Here is an 18,002-nt window from a genome sequence, read left to right on the forward strand (position 1 = left end):
GATCGCATGCCAGAATTACCAGAAGTAGAAGGTGTTGTGCGTTCATTACAGCCGGTTGTTACGGGAAAAACGATTCATCATGTGACGATTTCAAAAGTTATTAAACAGGCGAAAGAACAAGGAAAAGAGTGCATTATTAAAGCAGTTGATCCTGATTCATTTCAACACGCGATTGAAGGCATGACTATTAAAAGCATTGAACGTCGCTCAAAATATATCTTTTTTCACTTGGAAAAAGAGGGGAATTCGTATGTGCTCGTCAACCATTTAGGTATGACGGGCGCATGGTTCCATGTATCGCAACTTAGTGAGATTACAGAAGAGAAGTTTCAAAAGCATGCGCATGTTTTAATCCAGTTCGATGATGACGAGTGGCTTGTCTATTCTGATATTCGTCGTTTTGGTGAAATGCGCTTTTTGCATGATCTAGCAGAGCATCCGCCACTACTTGAAATGGCGCCTGAGCCTTTTTCAGGTGAAGCACTATCTCATTTTCTGGAAAAAGCAAATCTGACAAAATATGCAAATAAGGCAGTTAAAGAGGTCATTATGGACGGGCATGTAATTGCTGGTTGCGGCAATATATATGCGACAGAAGCGTTATTTAAGATGAACATGCATCCAGCACGTAAATTGTCGCGAATTAGTAAACAACGTAAAATTGAACTTTTTGAAACAATTGTTCATATTTTGCAAGAGAGTATTGATGTTGGCGGCTCAACTATTTCGGATTATCGGAATATAAATGGGGAAGCGGGCAGTATGCAACATCGTTTGAAAATGTATGGAAAAAAGACTTGTCCAGTTTGTAATGGAAATACTAAACAAAAGACAATTGGTGGCAGGAACTCATTTTATTGCTCTAATTGCCAACGTTAAAGGTGTGATTTAGATGATTATTGGATTAACAGGAAGTATTGCGAGTGGTAAAAGTACAGTTGCAGAAATGCTAAAAGTGTTACAATTGCCGATTGTTGATGCTGATTTAGTAGCACGTGTAGTAGTAGAACCTGGGACGGAAACGCTAAAAAATATAGTAGAAGCATTTGGCGAGAACGTTCTGCTAGATGATGGTACGCTTGATCGTCCTAAACTAGGGAATATTATCTTTCATGAACCTGCAGCACGTAAAACGTTAAACGATATTATACATCCAGCTATTCGCCGTGAAATGCTTCGCCAACGTGATGAACTATTAAAACATGGTGCACGTTTTGTTGTAATGGATATTCCATTATTGTTTGAAAGTCACCTTCAACATTTCGTTGAGAAAATTTTAGTTGTATCTGTCACAGAAGAAACACAATTAAGGCGCTTAATGGAACGTAATAATTTGTCTGAAAAAGAAGCTAAGGCGAGAATTAGTTCTCAACTACCGTTATCTGAAAAGGAAAAAGGTGCTGATGCAGTTATATATAATAATGAATCGCTCGAGTCAACGAGTGAGCAATTGCATAAAATATTACGTAAGTGGAATGTGATTGAATAAGGTGTTTCGGAAAAATCAGAATTCACGAACTTTTAAATGTTCATCATAATAGGTTTTACTTTCTCGAAAATGTGTTATACTAATTATCGAATTAATAAAATAAGTATAACGCAGTTACAGGAGGATATTATTCATGACAGTTTCTATTGCTATTAACGGATTTGGCCGTATTGGCCGCATGGTGTTCCGTCAAGCGATACTTCAAGATGATTTAAATATTGTTGCAATTAATGCTAGTTACCCGGCTGAAACGTTAGCACATTTGATTAAGTATGACACAAATCACGGAAAATTTGATGGGGACGTACAATTTGAAGAAAAAGCCCTAATCATAAATGGTAAACGTGTTGAACTTATTAGTGAACGTGATCCGTTGAACTTACCTTGGAAAGAAATGAATGTTGATATCGTTATCGAAGCAACAGGTAAATTCAATGCTCGTGAAAAAGCAGCATTGCATCTAGAAGCAGGAGCTAAAAAAGTTATTTTAACAGCACCTGGGAAAAATGAAGATGTAACAATTGTAATGGGTGTTAATGACGAAAAGTTAGACCTTACAAAACATGATGTAATTTCAAATGCAAGCTGTACTACAAACTGTCTTGCGCCAGTTGCTAAGGTATTAAATGATACTTTTGGAATTGACAATGGCTTAATGACAACTGTACATTCATATACAAATGATCAAAAAAATATTGATAACCCACATAAAGACTTACGTCGTGCTCGTGCGTGTGCTGCGTCAATTATTCCTACTTCAACGGGAGCTGCTAAAGCTCTAACTCTAGTATTACCAGAACTAGAAGGTAAGTTACATGGTATGGCACTTCGCGTTCCAACTCCAAACGTCTCATTAGTAGACTTAGTGGTAGATTTAAACAGAGACGTCACGGTTGAAGAAGTGAATGAAGCGTTTAAAGCAGCTTCAGCTGGTTCACTTAAAGGGATTTTAGATTTCACAATGGAACCACTGGTATCAGTAGATTACAATACAAACCCAGCATCAGCTACGATTGATGGTTTAACTACAATGGTAATGGGTACCCGTAAAGTAAAAGTACTTGCTTGGTACGATAACGAATGGGGTTATTCAACTCGCGTAGTAGATTTAACGAAAAAAGTTGCAACTGCTCTTAAGACGTCTGTAAACGCTTAAATTTAATATAATATGGCCCTTTCTAGTGTGTACTAGAAAGGGTTTTTTGATTTAAATTTAGACAAAATATCATATAAGTGATGAATATATGACTGTTTTTTCTGTTTTTATCGACCCTATATTGTCCTAAAACAGTATTTTTATCATGCATTAGAGAATTTCCACTGCATTTTTTCGATTTTTTAAGGCATTATTTGATATAATAGATAAACTAAAATGTTTTGCAATCAGGAGAGAAAAAATATGAAATGTCCAGCATGTCAGTTTAATGGAACAAAAGTTATTGACTCAAGACCGGTAGATGACAATAAGGCAATCCGTAGGCGTCGAGAATGTGAGTCATGTGCATATCGCTTTACTACGTTTGAAAAAGTTGAAGAAATGCCATTAATTGTCGTGAAAAAAGATGGTTCACGTGAGGAATTTAGCCGTGAAAAAGTTTTGCGAGGCCTTATTCGAGCGTGTGAAAAACGCCCGGTAGCCCTTAATGAATTAGAGGAATTAGTATTTGCTATAGAACAAGATCTACGTAGAATTGGTAATTCTGAAGTGAAGACAGAAGACGTCGGTGAAATGATTATGGATCGCCTAGCGAAAATTGACGAAGTATCTTATGTAAGATTTGCTTCTGTATATCGACAATTTAAAGATATCAATGTCTTTATTGACGAATTAAAAGAATTAATAGAAAGACAATCCGATGACAAATAAATGCGATATGGAGGATGGTGATCGTGGTGCATTTATATAAAGAAATACAGCCTGTTGATCGATTATCCATTCGAATGCCATTTCCTGTATCGAGCTATGATCGCCAGCTTATTACACTGCTATATCAGCCGTTAATAGGTGCTGAACCCATTAGTTTATATTTCATGCTTTGGGCTGAAGGGGAAAGTGCGACTGAAGCCGAAATATCACATTACCATTTAATGAATTCGCTTGACATGCCGATCGCTAAAATTTTCGAGTCACGCATCGCGTTAGAAGCTATTGGTTTAATGCGCACTTGGCGTAAGGATTCCGAGGATGTACGCTCGTTTATGTACGACGTATTGCCCCCTTTAGAAGCATCAGCTTTTTTTAATGATCCATTATTATCAATGTTTTTATTTAGCAAAATTGGTGAACAAGCCTATAGACAATTGCGCCAACGTTTTGTTCAAAAAGGTCCATCAAATGATGGCTATCAGGAAGTGTCACGAACATTTACAGATGTTTATCGTCCTGTTCAGCATCATTTACCATCCTTTGCGAATGAGCAAACAGTTGAGGAAAAAGAGAAGCCTAAAGAATTACCATTTAACTATGAGGATTTTGACTTTTCTCTACTTAGAGCTGGATTGTCGGAACAACTCGTACCATCTTCAGCACTTACTGCTGAAGCGAATGCAACGATTGCGAAGCTAGCTTTTTTATATCATTTAACACCATTAGATATGCAGAAAGTTGTTATGCTCGCTTTAGATGATCATATGATATTATCCGAGTCAAGACTAAAGAAAACAGCAGCTGATTATTATAAATTGACTGTTTCTACAGAACCACCTGCTATGCAACATGCTTTCCAATCAGCAGTTAAAGAAGTAGAGAAAAAGAGTGAAAAAGAGCAAGCTGTACAGTCGAAGGAAGAGTTATTGATTCATTATTTAGAAACAACTGCTCCAATTGATGTCTTACGTGATATTGCCGATGGAAAAGAACCAATCCCTGCTGACATTCAGCTTGCCCAAAACCTTGTCCTCCAATATCAAATGCCTATAGGTGTTGTAAATGCCTTACTTCAGTATGTTCTTTTACGCACAGATATGAAGTTAACAAAAAATTATGTCGAAAAGATTGCATCGCATTGGATGCGAAAAGGTGTGAAAACGGCGAAAGAAGCAATGGATTTAGCGCGTAAAGAGCATAAGCAGTATATGGAATGGAAAACAGCTGAGCAAAAACCAGTGGCGAAAAAACGCTATAGCGGTGGGCGAGAAGAAAAAGTACCTGACTGGTTTAATAAAAATAAAGAAAAGAAACAGAAAAAAGAAGTTACTGTAAAAGAAACATCAAAAGAAGCAGTTAAAAGCAATACCGATTTTGAAGAGGAACGACGTAAAATTCTCGAAAAACTAGGAATAGAAGAAGGGCAGGTGGATTCACATGGAACCGATTAATAATCAACTTAGAAAAGTGATGGATTCACAAACTTTTCAAGAACGGTACGAGCAAATGAAGCGGGAAATTCTTGAAAATAAAGGTGTCCAGCAATTTTTAGCTGACAATGATCAAGAAGTAAACAAAGACATGGTAGACCGTGGTCTAGGTAAATTATATGAATACACAGACAAAAAACATGATTGTGATGAATGTGTATCCGTTGCAAAATGTCAAAATGTATTAAAAGGATTTGTGCCAATATTATCAATTATCCGCGATTCAATCGAAGTCGAATATACGCCATGTCAACAAAAACGTATAGATGACGAGCGTCGTAAAACGGCTTCAATGATTGCAAGTATGCATATGCCGAAGGAAGTATTAAAGGCTACAATCAAAGACTTGATGATTGATGATCATTCACGCGTGAATATCGCTAATAGAGCAGCTGATTTTGTGCGTGAATTTAAAGAAACCGGTGAACTGCCTCATAAAGGGTTTTATTTATACGGTGAATTTGGTGTAGGTAAATCTTTTGTGTTAGGCGCTATTGCAAATGAACTGGCGACTTTACAAATTAAATCGGTTGTAGTATTTGTACCCGAATTTTTACGTGAAATGAAAGGTTCAATCCAAGATCAATCTTTACAAGAGAAAATCGATTTTGTGAAAAAGGCACCTGTCTTAATGCTAGATGATTTAGGAGCAGAAACGTTGTCGAGTTGGACACGTGACGAAATTCTAGGAACTATTTTGCATTTCCGAATGGCGGAACAATTGCCAACATTCATCACATCGAATCTTGGATATGATGAATTAGAGGACCATTTAGCATATAACCAAAAAGGTGATCGTGATATGTTAAAAGCCTCTCGAATTATGGAGCGTATTAAAGCATTGACGACACCAATTCGAATGAGTGGTCAAAATAGAAGAGATCAGAAATAGTTATATCTTTGCTGATGGCTCTTTTTCCTACTTGATTTTCAACTTAATCGAGCGTATACTTTCAGTCATAATATAAAAAATGCTTTGAAAAGGACAACAATTTTTTGTACGACTTTTAGAGAGAGAAGCCTAGGCTGGAAGCTTCTTAGTACGGCAAATTATTTACCCCCTTGGAGCTGCGACAGTGAAAGTAGTAGTAATTGTCGACGGTAACGGCCTGTTAGCCGATCGAGAGCTTCGTCTATACCTGCATTCTTTAATTGTAGGCAGTAGAAGGAAGAAGGGTGGAACCACGAGAATACAGCCTCGTCCCTTTTTGGGATGGGGCTTTTTTATGCCTAAATGCTGTAGTGGCTCGTTTAAAGGGACACAGTCTAAAAACGCCACATCTTGTGGCAACGACTGCGTGACCCGCATCGTGCGGGCCCTAAACCTCTCGTAAATAAAAAAATAAATAAAATTAAAAGGAGATTACAAAATGGCAGACATGATTAATTTAAAATTCCCAGACGGCGCAGTTAAGGAATATGCAAAAGGTACAACAACTGAAGAAATTGCTCAATCAATTAGTCCGGGACTTCGTAAAAAAGCAATCGTTGGTAAATTCAACGGACAACTAGTAGATTTAACAACACCTTTAGAAGAAGACGGTGACATTGCAATCGTAACTCCTTCAGATGCAGAAGCATTAGAAGTAATGCGTCACTCTACAGCTCACCTTTTAGCACAAGCTGTTAAACGTATGTTCCCGGGTGTAAAACTTGGAGTAGGTCCAGTAATTGAAGGTGGTTTCTACTACGATATCGACTCACCGGAACCAATCACTGCTGATGATCTTCCTAAAATCGAAAAAGAAATGAAAAAAATTATATCTGAAAACATCATTATTACTCGCCAAGACATTTCACGTGATGAAGCTATCGAACGCTTCACTGCAATTGATGATGAATATAAATTAGAGCTAATTGAAGCTATACCGGTTGATGAGCAAGTATCTATTTACGAACAAGGTGACTTCTTCGACCTTTGCCGTGGCGTACACGTTCCATCTACAGGTAAAATTAAAGAATTTAAATTGTTATCAATCGCTGGTGCATACTGGAGAGGTAACTCAGATAACAAAATGCTACAACGTATCTATGGAACAGCATTCTTCACAAAGGACGATTTAAAAGCGCATCTTCAAATGTTAGAAGAAGCAAAAGAGCGTGATCACCGTAAAATTGGTAAAGAACTTGAATTATTCACTACATCTCAAAAAGTAGGTCAAGGTCTACCATTATGGTTACCAAATGGTGCTACAATCCGTCGTACAATCGAACGTTATATTGTAGATAAAGAATTGTCTCTTGGTTATAAACATGTATACACTCCAGTATTAGGTTCTAAAGAGCTATATGAAACTTCAGGACACTGGGCACACTATCAAGATGACATGTTCCCACCAATGGAAGTGGATAACGAAACATTTGTATTACGTCCAATGAACTGTCCTCACCATATGATGGTTTACAAATCGTCAATGCACTCATACCGTAACCTACCATTACGTATCGCTGAACTTGGTACAATGCACCGTTACGAAATGTCAGGTGCTGTATCAGGACTTCAACGTGTTCGTGGTATGACTCTAAATGATGCGCACATTTTCGTTCGTCCAGACCAAATTAAAGAAGAATTTAAACGTGTAGTAGAATTAGTACTTGGTGTTTATAAAGACTTCGACTTAAATGATTACTCATTCCGTCTGTCTTACCGTGACCCAGCTGATACTGAAAAATACTTCGATGACGATGCAATGTGGGAAAAAGCGCAAAGCATGCTAAAAGAAGCAATGGATGAGCTAGGCTTAGATTACTTCGAAGCTGAAGGTGAAGCAGCGTTCTACGGTCCAAAACTTGATGTACAAGTAAAAACTGCAATCGGTAAAGAAGAGACTTTATCAACTGTTCAACTTGATTTCTTATTACCAGAACGCTTCGACTTAAGCTATGTTGGTGAAGATGGTAAACCACATCGTCCGGTTGTAATCCACCGTGGTGTTGTATCAACAATGGAGCGTTTTGTAGCCTTCTTAATCGAAGAATACAAAGGTGCGTTCCCAACTTGGTTAGCGCCAGTACAAGTGGAAATCATTCCTGTATCAAACGAAGTTCACTTCGACTATGCAAAACAAGTAGAAGAAAAACTTCAAGCAGCAGGCTTCCGTGTTGAAATGGATGACCGTGAAGAAAAACTTGGCTATAAAATCCGTGAAGCACAAATGAAGAAAATTCCTTACATGCTAGTACTAGGTGATAAAGAATTAGAAGCCGGTAGTGTAAATGTACGTCGCTACGGCTCTCAAGATTCTGAAAGCATTGCGATTGAAGATTTCTTAGCGAATTTAAAAGCTGACGTTTCTTTTGAATAAATAATATCTAATAAGCAAAAGTTGACTGGTGCAGAAATGTTCAGTCAACTTTTTTATATGCGTATAATTCAAATAATATCATCTGCTATTTTTTGATAAAACATTTGCTTTGAATTACATTATTTCTGTTTTTAAAGACAACAACTGCCAAAATTAGAAGTTGAGAATACTGAAATTATGGATGATACTTGAAAAGTAGTTATTGCATGTAATTACAAACCATTTGAGTCTGAGGAGGAAATTATCCATGGGTGTACAAAGCGAATTTAATATGCCGTCTATTAATTTATTTGGAGCTGGGACAATTCAAGAAGTAGGTAGTCGTTTAAAGGGCTACAAAGTAAAAAAAGCACTTCTTGTAACAGATGAGGGATTACACAAACTAGGTTTATCCGAAACACTAGCAACAATTATTCGTGACGCTGGTGTGGAAGTAGCAATTTTCCCTAAAGTTGTCCCAAACCCTACGGATAATGTAGCAGAAGGATTAGAAGTATACCAAAACGAACGCTGTGATGCGATTGTGTCATTAGGTGGCGGTAGTGCGCATGATGCGGCAAAAGGCATTGGTATTGTAGCAACGAATGGTGGTAAAATTGCGGATTATGAAGGTGTCAATTTAACAAGCAATCCATTACCTACATTTATTGCTGTTAATACAACTGCTGGAACGGCAAGCGAAATGACGAAGTTCACTATTATTACTGATACAACAAGAAAAGTGAAAATGGCGATTGTCGATAAGCATGTTACTCCACTTGCATCGATTAATGATCCTGAGTTAATGGTTGGTATGCCTCCACAATTAACGGCGGCTACCGGTCTGGATGCATTAACACATGCGATTGAATCTTTTGTATCTACTGCAGCTACACCAATTACAGATGCGTGTGCAGTAAAGACGATGCAGTTAGTAGTAGAATACTTACCTCGTGCTGTAGCGAACGGTGAAGATATGGAAGCTCGTGAACAAATGGTATATGCACAATTTTTAGCAGGTATGGCATTTAATAATGGCTTACTTGGCTATGTCCATGCAATTGCACACCAATTCGGAGGTTTTTATGATCTACCACATGGTGTATGTAATGCGATTTTATTACCGCATGTATGTCGTTTCAACCTAGTGGCAAAAGTAGATCGTTTTGCGGAAATTGCTAAACACTTAGGTGAAAATGTAGAAGGATTAAGCCAACGTGATGCAGCCGATCTTGCTATTGCTGCGATTGAGCGTTTATCAAAAGACTTAGGAATTCCAGCTGGTTTTGCGGAACTTGGTGCGAAGGATGAAGACATTGAAATATTAGCAAAAAATGCGATGCTAGATGTTTGTGCCGCATCGAATCCACGTAAACCAACAGTAGACCAAGTTCAAGAAATTATTCGTAATGCATGCAAATTCCCGGTTAAAGAGCAGGTTTTAATGAATATTTAATATAACCAAATTAGAAGTATCTACGTTCATTTTAAGCGTAGATACTTTTCCTTTCAAAAATGTTGAGTGAACCATTGACAACATCAAATAGACATGATAAAGTTATAAAGGTTAATGAATACAAAGTTTGTGGTTGAAGAAGAGGCTGCCCGCTTCTCACCTGTTTGACTCATCAGTTGATGTTTACAGGTTACATGATAGAACGGATCACGCATTAAGGCGTGTACATATATCGGCGGGCGGACATTTCGACTATGTCCGCTCGTTTTTTTGTGGACATCGAAATATTCGTACCGATCATCGGGCAACTAGCCCAAACCATGTATTCGCGACACTATTTGGAGGTGGATTGTTATTAGCAAAGACATGTATGTAAACGAAGGTATTCGCGCACGTGAACTTCGTGTTATCGACCATAACGGTGATCAGCTAGGAGTTAAGACACGTAACGAAGCTTTGGAGATTGCCGAACGCGCCAATCTGGATCTTGTCCTTGTGGCTCCTCAGGCCAAACCGCCAGTCGCTCGTATTATGGACCATGGTAAATTTAAATTCGAGCAACAAAAGAAAGACCGTGAAGTACGTAAAAATCAAAAAGTTATCGTGATGAAAGAGGTTCGCTTGAGCCCATCTATCGATGAACACGATTTCCAAACGAAATTACGTAACGGCATTAAGTTCCTTGAAAAAGGAGACAAAGTTAAAGCATCTATTCGCTTTAAAGGTCGTGCAATTACGCACAAAGAAATTGGCCAACGTGTATTAGACCGCTTTGCTGCAGCTTGTGCCGAAGTATCTACGGTTGAATCTAAACCGAAGATGGAAGGCCGTAGCATGTTCTTAGTTTTACAACCAAAGAACGAAAAAGAGTAATTTTATAGTTACACGAACAGTTTAGGAGGAATTCGACATGCCAAAAATGAAAACTCACCGTGGTGCTGCGAAACGTTTTAAAAGAACGGGTACTGGTAAATTAAAACGTGACCGCGCATTTGGTAGCCACTTATTCGCAAACAAATCTACTAAAGCGAAACGTCACCTACGTAAAGGTCAATTAGTTTCTTCAGGAGACTACAAACGTATCAAGTCTCTACTTGCTTACATGAAATAATTCGATTCGAAAACATACAAATTCATTCTATATGAATAGCAGGAGGTAATCACTATGCCACGCGTAAAAGGCGGTACAGTAACGCGCAAGCGTCGTAAAAAAGTTTTAAAATTAGCTAAAGGGTACTACGGTTCTAAACATACTCTTTATAAAGTAGCTAACCAAGCAGTAATGAAGTCAGGTCAATATGCATATCGTGACCGTCGTCAAAAGAAACGTGATTTCCGTAAATTATGGATCACTCGTATCAATGCAGCAGCTCGTGTAAACGGTCTTTCATACAGCCGTTTAATGCACGGTTTAAAACTTGCTGAAATCGAAGTTAACCGTAAAATGTTAGCTGATTTAGCAGTAACTGATGCACAAGCATTTGCTCAATTAGCAGATGCTGCTAAACAAGCAATCGCAAAATAATTCATGCTTTCTAGCGTGATTTATAAAAACTCATGAATCTATGATTCATGAGTTTTTTATTAGAGGAAAATAAACTTAAGTATAGCATGTGCAATTGTGTGCATTTTTTTCAAATAAAAAAGAGATAATCTTTAATCGCTTTTTGATTAAGGAGATTATCTCTTTTTATTTTTGGTCAGGAAATAACAGTGCAGCTAATTCCTCTTTTGAGTGCAGAAAATCAGCTAAAGTATATTCATCAAGAACTGCAATATATGCATGTAATGCTTTATTTAGGGCACCCTTTAAACTGCAGACAGGTGAAATAATACAGCCCACCGATTCTGGATTAAAACAATCTACAAGGTAAAAGTCCTCCTCGGTTTGTCGGACTAATTTTCCGATGACAATATCTTCTGGCTTTAACGCTAATTTGATACCCCCACCTCTACCTCTAACAGTTTCAATATAACCAAGTTTTCCGAGTTCGTGCGTTACCTTCATCAAATGGTTTTTAGAAATACCATAAGCATCCGAAATTTCTTTAATTGTAGAGAGATCTTCAATGTTTCTTGCGCCTAGATACAATAGGACACGTAGAGAATAATCTGTATACAAAGTTAAACGCATTTGGTTCACCACCATTTCTTTTATATTATAACATGGCATTGAATTGTGTCTAAAAAAATTAAAAGATGTATTTCAAATGTGTCTTTTGTGTTAAAGATGTATTTTAGATATTGCTTTAAATTAGAAATAGGCGTAAATTATAGACAGTTAAGAAAAGGAGTGTTTGATATGTTATCTAAATCAACAATGGAAATTGTAAAATCGACAGCACCAGTATTGGAAGTCCATGGTAAGGCCATTACAACAGTGTTCTACCGTAATCTATTTGAAGTACATCCTGAACTATTGAATATATTTAATCATGCAAATCAAGCAAAAGGGCGTCAACAAACTGCTTTAGCAAACACTGTTTATGCAGCCGCAGTGCATATTGAAAACTTAGAAGCCATTTTACCTGTTGTAAAACAAATTGCTCATAAACACCGTAGCTTAGGCATAAAAGCAGAGCATTATCCAATTGTTGGAGAATTTTTATTGAAAGCTATTAAAGAAGTTCTTGGAGATGCGGCAACAGATGAAATTATCCAAGCATGGGGAGAAGCATACGGCGTAATTGCTGATGCATTTATCAAAACAGAAGAAGTGATGTACAAAGAAGCAGAAGCTCAAGAAGGTGGTTGGCGCTACTTTAAAGAATTCGTGGTAGCAAAAAAAGTAAAGGAAAACGAAAAAATCGTTTCTTTTTACTTAAAACCAGCTGATGGTAAAAAATTACCTGCATATAAACCAGGTCAGTATATTACAGTACAAATTGAAATTCCAGGCGAAAAGTACTTGCATAATCGCCAATATAGCTTATCGCAAGCAGCTGGTGAAGATGCATACCGAATTTCAGTTAAGCGTGAAGATGAAGGACATCCAAATGGAGTCGTATCAGTTTATTTACATGAACAGTTAAAAGAGGGAGATACATTACAAGTAAGTGCTCCAGCTGGTGATTTCCAATTAGATATGTCTTCAACAGCACCGGTTGCATTCATTAGTGGTGGCGTAGGTATTACACCTTTAATGAGTATGTTTGAAACAATTAAAACTACAGATGCTGATCGCAAGACAACTTTTATCCATTGCGCTCGTTCAGAAAACTACCATGCATTTGAAAAAGAAATTGATATATTATTAGCGGAAATGCCAAATGCGAAGTATTTAAAATTAAATTCTGATGAACACAATGGTATTATCAATAGTGCTTTTATACAGCAACATGTAGCTGAAGGTAGCAACGTTTATGTATGTGGTCCAGCTAGTTTTATGGAAGCGGTTATCAATGACTTATATACTTTAGGTTTCAAAGAATCGCAAGTACATTATGAATTTTTCGGACCAGCCATGCAATTAGAGATAAAAGCATAAGAACCTCAAATGCCGTTAGTAGTGTAAAATCTATTAATGGCATTTTTATGTAGCAAACGAAGAGGTATTAATAAAGTCATATGAATTTAAACCTAGAGAAGTAAAGGCAGTAAAGAAAATATATCAATATAAAAGTACTTCTTTAACTTCGGCAAATAGAGATTTGGCAATAGCGAAAGGTAAAATGCTAAAAGTATCTGCAATTGTCTATACAAAAGGCGGTACGCCAAGACTTAAACTATCAACTATTACTGCAAATAAAAGCTATGTGCAGTAATAGTTGATAGGGGAAAATAAAACAATGGGGGGAGTGTAGTTCCCTTTCATTGTTTTTCTTTTAGTTTCATTTTTTGTTTGTGAAATATAACATTTTGCAACTGTTATGATATACAACTGTTAGAGGAATTTAAAGTTCGTAAAGGAAATGATTTAGAGTTGTGTTCAATTTGTTATATAGACTTTGTTATGCTTAAGCTGGCTATTTCTAGATTGTTCACATATTGAAATAGCAAGAAAATACATAAGGAGCTACAAAATATGAAAAAACTACGTTTTATAACAATGCTATTCTGTTTAGTCGCTGTAAGTTTTTTTGCCGTGCAAACCACTTCGGCAAATGAATTAGGACCTGCTAATCCAGATAGCAAAACAAAGTGGGAAACCGAACCTGAAGTGAAGGCAAAATCTAATTTGAAATTACGTGCTACGGCGGAACCGGTTATTGCGGATATTTCGAAATGGCAAGGAACTATTGATTGGGCGACAGCAAGTAAGAATTTAGATCTGGTTATTATCCGCACCCAATATGGTTCAATTTTAGAAGATATAAAACACAAGGAATATGAAGCTGGTGCTCTCAAATACGGCGTACCTTTTGGTGTATATTCATATAGCCTAGCGGAATCTACAGAAGATGCGAAAGCAGAGGCAAATTCTTTTTACAACCGTGCTAGTAAAGATGCTAAATTTTATGTATTAGATGTTGAAGAAAATACGAGTAAATCTGGTGAAAGTATGCGTACAATTATCAACGCATACGTGAAGCAACTGCGTACTAAAACAGATAAAAAAATAGGTGTCTACATTGCGCACCATTTATATGAAAATTTAAATATTGATACGTCAAAATTTGATTTTGTTTGGATTCCGCGTTACAACAATACAAATACTGTTCCAGCTTATAATTATAACCTATGGCAATATACAGATAAGGGAGTTGTTCCTGGTATTCCAACTTACGTGGATTTAAATCGTTTAAATCCAAATACACCACTGCATTTCTTTACAGAAGAAGCTGAAACTGACACAGCAGGGAAAGATGAGTATTATACAACTAACCCTAAAAAAGTAGTAGTGAAGAAAACGGTCTATCAATATAGTTCCACAAGTTTTACAACTGCAAATAAAGGTGCGGCATTAAGTAAGAATTCTATAGTATCAGTTTCAGGTATTGTTAAAACTGCAAACGGTACTCCGCGACTAAAATTAACGAATGGTAAATATATTTCCGCGAACAAAAAATTTGTTTTAAAAGTAACAAGTAATATTGATCAGTACTACACTACAGTGCCAAAAAATATTGTTGTGAAAAAAGGATTAAATGCATACAAGAGCGTAAATCTTACATCTAGTAATAAAATTTCAGGTGTCAAAAAGAATACGATTTTAAGTATTAAAGACATTGCGTATACGAAGAATGGTACTCCGAGATTAATAACGACATCGGGCTCATATATCACTGCAAATAAAGACTACGTATTAAAGCTACCAACTAACTATTATGACTATTTGACAAGTAACCCTGGCCAAGTAAAAGTTACTAAGAAAGTATATCAATATAAAAGTACTTCTTTTACGGCAGCCAATAGAGGACAAGCAATTGCTGTAGGATCTACTATCAAAGTAAGTAGTATTGCATACGGAACGAATGGTACCCCACGATTAAAATTAACGAATGGTTATTATATTACAGCGAAGAAAACCTATGTAACAGCAAAATAATTAGTATAGTATTCGTATAAGTATATATAATTGTAATAATCAGTAAAAAAACACAGCAATTAGATTGTGTGTTTTTTATAACAAAAATATGTCTCTGGAAGGAGAATAAGATGAGTGCAATTATACTTTATTGGATACTACTTATGTCTGCCATTGGTTTTAGTTTAATGGGTTATGATAAAAGAAAGGCTATCAATCATGAATGGCGTATTAGAGAAAGGACTTTATGGCTCGTTGCGCTTTTTGGAGGGGGAATAGGTTCGTATATCGGTATGCGAATTTTTCGTCATAAAACGCAACATACCTCCTTTGTATTTGGCTTACCGGCGATTGCGGTAATTTATGCTGTCATTTCGCTAGCTATTTATTAATAAAAAAAGTACCGTCATAAATAGACGGTACCTCAGCTTGTCGACGAAAGGCATTCAGAATGGTACTATCCTGAATGTCTTTTGTTATTTTTATATATTTTGGTTAGTTAAGATACTCTTTTTCTTTTAGGGTTTATTATTATTATTTTTCATTAACTGTTTTGTTTATATTACATGTGTAGTTGATTGGAGCGAAGGTGGCGACTCCTGCGGGAAAAGCGGGACAGTCCAAGACCCTGCAGGAGCATAGCGACGAAGCGACTTGGCGCCCGCCCGCGGAAAGCGTCCACCGTAGCGGAAATCAACAGTCTTATCTATTTCTATATATTTTATAAAATAAAAAAGACTGTAGACAAACCGAATTTCTTCAAGTTTGTTTGCAGTCTGAGGTACCGTCTTAAAAAGATAGTACTTTTTTACTTCATCAATTGTTCAATTGGATTTTTCCAACTAATTGTCGCATTTGGATAGTGGCAACGGATTTCGCTTTCTAAAAATAGAAAATCATCTTTCTTTAAACCTTGGAGTTCCATTACATTTTTTGTATCAATGAAGATGGATACAACATCTAATGTATCATTAGCTGATCCTAGATACTTTTCACCCTCGAACATAGCGCCTTTATAAGAAATAAAAAAGTTCTTTCGTGCGTTTTTTGAATCATCATAGAAGTAGTAGCTTCTACGTTGTACCGCATCATCAAATTTTCGCTTTGGATTAAAAAAGTAGCGAATGACTTTATACATGACATATAAAATGAGCACAACTAATAAAACACGAATGAGAACAAGCATCTACAGTTCCCCCTTGTACAAACATTATTCTTTCCTATACGATAGAAGAGATAGAAAAGTTTCAAAAATGTTAGGGGAATTATAATGAATTTACAAAAACTTTTTACAATGCAGCAACAACTTGATGCATTTATTGAAGAAACACAACAAATTACAAAGGATGTATTCCGTGAAAAAGGGTTAGCGTTACTTGTTGAGCTAGGTGAGCTTGCAAATGAAACACGTTGCTTTAAATTTTGGAGCACAAAGGGACCTTCTGAGCGTTCAGTGATTTTAGAAGAGTTTGTAGATTCTATTCACTTTTTATTATCATTAGGTATTATGAAGGGTTTCGATGATTTAGTAGAGTGGCCAATAGCATGTCGTGAAGGAGATTTGACAGATCTCTTCATCCAGACGGAGGGGGCAGTTCTAAACTTCATTCTTAAGCCCGAGAGAGCGCAATATGAAGATGCGTGGATTTTATATGGGGCACTGGCAAATGCATTAGATTTTACAGCTGATGATATCGTGCAAGCGTATATTGAAAAAAATGAAAAAAATTATGAACGTCAGCGCAATGGATACTAGAATATTTTTTGAAAATTGACTATTATTGAATTATAATAGTTGAAGATTCGAATATTTAGGAGGTCGAAATAATGCAACAATTGGATGAGACTTTGACAATGTTAAAAGAACTAACTGACGCACGTGCTGCTTCAGGTAATGAACGTGAAGCACGCGAGGTAATGAAAAAGTACATCGCACCTTTTGCTGACAGAATGGATAGTGATAATTTAGGTGGAGTAATCGCTGAAAAAGTGGGTGATGCAAACGGACCTAAAGTTATGATAGCCGGCCATTTAGATGAGGTTGGCTTCATGGTCACTCAAATTGACGATAAAGGCTTCTTGAAATTCCAAACAATCGGTGGCTGGTGGTCACAAGTAATGCTAGCACAACGCGTGCAAATCATTACGCGTAAAGGTGAAACGATTATTGGTGTAATTGGTTCTAAACCACCGCATATTTTACCAGCAGAAGTACGCAACAAACCTTTCCAAATCAAAGATATGTTCATTGATGTTGGCGCTACTTCAAAAGAAGAAGCGGAAGAGTGGGGGATCACTCCTGGTGATATGGTCGTACCTTATTTTGAATTTACAGTGATGAAAAACGAAAAACATTTACTTGCTAAAGCATGGGATAACCGTATCGGCTGTGCGATTGCAATTGAAGTATTAAAAGGGCTAAAAGACGAAAAACATCCGAACATTGTTTACGGATGTGGTGTTGTCCAAGAAGAGGTTGGTTTACGTGGAGCTAAAGTAGCGACGCATAAAATACAACCTGACATAGGTTTTGCAGTTGATGTAGGTATTGCTGGTGACACACCAGGAATTACATCAAAAGAATCGACAAGCAAGATCGGTGCTGGTCCACAAATTATTATTTATGATGCTTCGATGATTGCACATAAAGGTATACGTGATCTTGTTGTGGATACTGCAAATGAAAATGGCATCCCGTTCCAATATGAAAGCATTCCAGGAGGCGGTACAGACGCAGGTGCAATTCACATAACTGCTAATGGTGTACCATCTGTATCAATCGGTATTGCAACACGTTATATTCATTCACATGCAGGTATTTTACATCGTGATGACTTTGAAAACACGGTCAAATTAATCATTGAAGTAATTAAGAAATTAGACCGTGAAACAGTAAATAAAATCATCTTTGAATAAGGTTTATATTAAAATCCTTTGCTCACGTGAGTA

General features: G+C 36.8%; 19 protein-coding genes and 1 other annotated feature. Of the genes, 17 read left to right on the forward strand and 2 right to left on the reverse strand.

The window, feature by feature from the left end:
- The first annotated feature begins 6 nt into the window (after positions 1-6).
- The 11 genes from mutM to rplT all read left to right on the forward strand — a co-directional run bounded on the left by mutM (position 7) and on the right by rplT (position 11,111).
- Positions 7-879: a bifunctional DNA-formamidopyrimidine glycosylase/DNA-(apurinic or apyrimidinic site) lyase gene (gene mutM, locus ACZLO7_RS06040; RefSeq protein ID WP_464938131.1), complete on the forward strand. Its 873-nt coding sequence runs from the start codon at positions 7-9 to the stop codon at positions 877-879.
- Positions 880-892: 13 nt separating this feature from the next.
- Entirely contained in the window at positions 893-1,489 is a 597-nt protein-coding gene (gene coaE / locus ACZLO7_RS06045) for a dephospho-CoA kinase (RefSeq protein WP_464938130.1), read from the forward strand.
- Between the two features lie 133 nt (positions 1,490-1,622).
- A complete protein-coding gene (locus tag ACZLO7_RS06050) occupies positions 1,623-2,645 on the forward strand; it encodes a glyceraldehyde-3-phosphate dehydrogenase (protein WP_464938129.1) in 1,023 nt (340 codons plus the stop codon).
- Positions 2,646-2,888: 243 nt separating this feature from the next.
- A complete protein-coding gene (gene nrdR / locus ACZLO7_RS06055) occupies positions 2,889-3,356 on the forward strand; it encodes a transcriptional regulator NrdR (RefSeq protein ID WP_427750461.1) in 468 nt (155 codons plus the stop codon).
- Between the two features lie 14 nt (positions 3,357-3,370).
- A complete protein-coding gene (locus tag ACZLO7_RS06060) occupies positions 3,371-4,807 on the forward strand; it encodes a replication initiation and membrane attachment family protein (RefSeq protein WP_464938128.1) in 1,437 nt (478 codons plus the stop codon).
- Positions 4,794-5,738 (forward strand): primosomal protein DnaI, encoded by a 945-nt coding sequence (gene dnaI / locus ACZLO7_RS06065; RefSeq protein ID WP_464938127.1) that lies wholly within the window; start codon positions 4,794-4,796, stop codon positions 5,736-5,738. The genes ACZLO7_RS06060 and dnaI overlap by 14 nt, the downstream gene beginning before the upstream one ends.
- Before the next feature lie 75 nt (positions 5,739-5,813).
- Positions 5,814-6,055 (forward strand) — a binding site (T-box leader).
- 161 nt (positions 6,056-6,216) lie between these two features.
- The gene (thrS, locus tag ACZLO7_RS06070; protein ID WP_464938126.1) at positions 6,217-8,151 is read left to right on the forward strand and encodes a threonine--tRNA ligase; all 1,935 of its coding nucleotides are present in this window, start codon (positions 6,217-6,219) and stop codon (positions 8,149-8,151) included.
- Positions 8,152-8,398: 247 nt separating this feature from the next.
- Positions 8,399-9,586 carry an iron-containing alcohol dehydrogenase gene (locus tag ACZLO7_RS06075; protein ID WP_464938125.1) on the forward strand — a complete coding sequence of 396 codons (1,188 nt, stop codon included), beginning with the start codon at positions 8,399-8,401 and terminating at the stop codon, positions 9,584-9,586.
- Between the two features lie 366 nt (positions 9,587-9,952).
- The gene (gene infC, locus ACZLO7_RS06080) at positions 9,953-10,459 is read left to right on the forward strand and encodes a translation initiation factor IF-3 (RefSeq protein ID WP_038187731.1); all 507 of its coding nucleotides are present in this window, start codon (positions 9,953-9,955) and stop codon (positions 10,457-10,459) included.
- Positions 10,460-10,496: 37 nt separating this feature from the next.
- Positions 10,497-10,697, forward strand: a complete 201-nt coding sequence (gene rpmI, locus ACZLO7_RS06085) for a 50S ribosomal protein L35 (RefSeq protein WP_038187730.1) — start codon at positions 10,497-10,499, stop codon at positions 10,695-10,697.
- A gap of 54 nt (positions 10,698-10,751) precedes the next feature.
- Positions 10,752-11,111: a 50S ribosomal protein L20 gene (rplT, locus tag ACZLO7_RS06090; RefSeq protein WP_038187728.1), complete on the forward strand. Its 360-nt coding sequence runs from the start codon at positions 10,752-10,754 to the stop codon at positions 11,109-11,111.
- Positions 11,112-11,276: 165 nt separating this feature from the next.
- Here the strand turns inward: rplT and ACZLO7_RS06095 are convergent, their stop codons facing one another.
- Positions 11,277-11,720 carry an RrF2 family transcriptional regulator gene (locus ACZLO7_RS06095; RefSeq protein WP_464938124.1) on the reverse strand — a complete coding sequence of 148 codons (444 nt, stop codon included), beginning with the start codon at positions 11,718-11,720 and terminating at the stop codon, positions 11,277-11,279.
- Between the two features lie 168 nt (positions 11,721-11,888).
- Between ACZLO7_RS06095 and hmpA the strand changes: the two genes are divergently transcribed.
- The 4 genes from hmpA (at position 11,889) to ACZLO7_RS06115 (ending at position 15,445) form a co-directional block, all read left to right on the forward strand.
- Positions 11,889-13,073: an NO-inducible flavohemoprotein gene (gene hmpA, locus ACZLO7_RS06100; RefSeq protein ID WP_464938123.1), complete on the forward strand. Its 1,185-nt coding sequence runs from the start codon at positions 11,889-11,891 to the stop codon at positions 13,071-13,073.
- A 70-nt stretch (positions 13,074-13,143) separates the two neighbouring features.
- A complete protein-coding gene (locus ACZLO7_RS06105; RefSeq protein ID WP_464938205.1) occupies positions 13,144-13,350 on the forward strand; it encodes a DUF5776 domain-containing protein in 207 nt (68 codons plus the stop codon).
- A 260-nt stretch (positions 13,351-13,610) separates the two neighbouring features.
- On the forward strand, positions 13,611-15,074 hold the full coding sequence (locus ACZLO7_RS06110) for a DUF5776 domain-containing protein (protein WP_464938122.1): 1,464 nt from the start codon (positions 13,611-13,613) through the stop codon (positions 15,072-15,074).
- A gap of 110 nt (positions 15,075-15,184) precedes the next feature.
- On the forward strand, positions 15,185-15,445 hold the full coding sequence (locus ACZLO7_RS06115) for a DUF1294 domain-containing protein (RefSeq protein ID WP_464938121.1): 261 nt from the start codon (positions 15,185-15,187) through the stop codon (positions 15,443-15,445).
- A 416-nt stretch (positions 15,446-15,861) separates the two neighbouring features.
- On the opposite strand, the gene ACZLO7_RS06120 is transcribed toward ACZLO7_RS06115, so the two are convergent.
- A complete protein-coding gene (locus tag ACZLO7_RS06120; protein WP_464938120.1) occupies positions 15,862-16,239 on the reverse strand; it encodes a sigma-w pathway protein ysdB in 378 nt (125 codons plus the stop codon).
- A gap of 84 nt (positions 16,240-16,323) precedes the next feature.
- Between ACZLO7_RS06120 and ACZLO7_RS06125 the strand changes: the two genes are divergently transcribed.
- Positions 16,324-16,809 (forward strand): dUTP diphosphatase, encoded by a 486-nt coding sequence (locus tag ACZLO7_RS06125; protein WP_464938119.1) that lies wholly within the window; start codon positions 16,324-16,326, stop codon positions 16,807-16,809.
- Between the two features lie 71 nt (positions 16,810-16,880).
- Entirely contained in the window at positions 16,881-17,969 is a 1,089-nt protein-coding gene (locus tag ACZLO7_RS06130; RefSeq protein ID WP_464938118.1) for a M42 family metallopeptidase, read from the forward strand.
- Positions 17,970-18,002 lie beyond the last annotated feature (33 nt).

Source organism: Viridibacillus sp. d25.2 (assembly GCF_055456015.2).